The organism is Okeania hirsuta (genome assembly GCF_003838195.1).
Lineage (GTDB): Bacteria > Cyanobacteriota > Cyanobacteriia > Cyanobacteriales > Microcoleaceae > Okeania > Okeania hirsuta.
Window position 1 is genome coordinate 1 of the sequence record NZ_RCBY01000695.1, and the last position, 565, is coordinate 565.

At 40.0% G+C, this 565-nt stretch carries 1 protein-coding gene; it reads left to right on the forward strand.

Annotated features, from left to right (window positions below; all coding sequences use genetic code 11):
• The first annotated feature begins 68 nt into the window (after positions 1–68).
• Positions 69–467, forward strand: a complete 399-nt coding sequence (locus D5R40_RS43425; RefSeq protein WP_124155938.1) for a PAS domain-containing protein — start codon at positions 69–71, stop codon at positions 465–467.
• Positions 468–565: the final 98 nt, after the last annotated feature.

Sequence of the window (565 nt, forward strand, 5' to 3'; positions counted from 1 at the left end):
TACACCGGCTGAGAAAACCTTAACTTAATAGTTCCGTAGTTACCTCTAATGAACATGTGTCGAAACTAATGAAAGCGGAACTCCTGCAGCGTGAAAAACTCCTTCAACTGGTGTTGAATAATATCCCTTCCTATGTCTTCTGGAAAGATAGAGACTCCGTGTATATGGGATGTAATCAAAATTTTGCTACTTCAGCTGGTTTTAAATATCCAGAAGATCTAATTGGCAAAACAGATTTTGATATGGCCTGGAGCAGAGAGCAATCTCTGTTCTTTAGGAAGATTGATAAAGCAGTAATGGATTCCGGGAAGGCACAAATCAATTATGAAGAGCCTCAAACCATAAACGATGGTTCTACTCGTTGGCTTAGAACGAGCAAAATTCCCTTATTTAATGTACATGGAAAAGTCATTGGAATCCTTGGCGCTTATCGAAGATATTACCGACTTTGTTTTAGAGCAGGGTAAACTAGTACAAGGGAAAGCACTGGATCAGCTCATGGAACTCCAGCTCATTGAACGCAACAAGATGCTGGAAGAGGTGAATAAAAAACTGGAGATAGCCA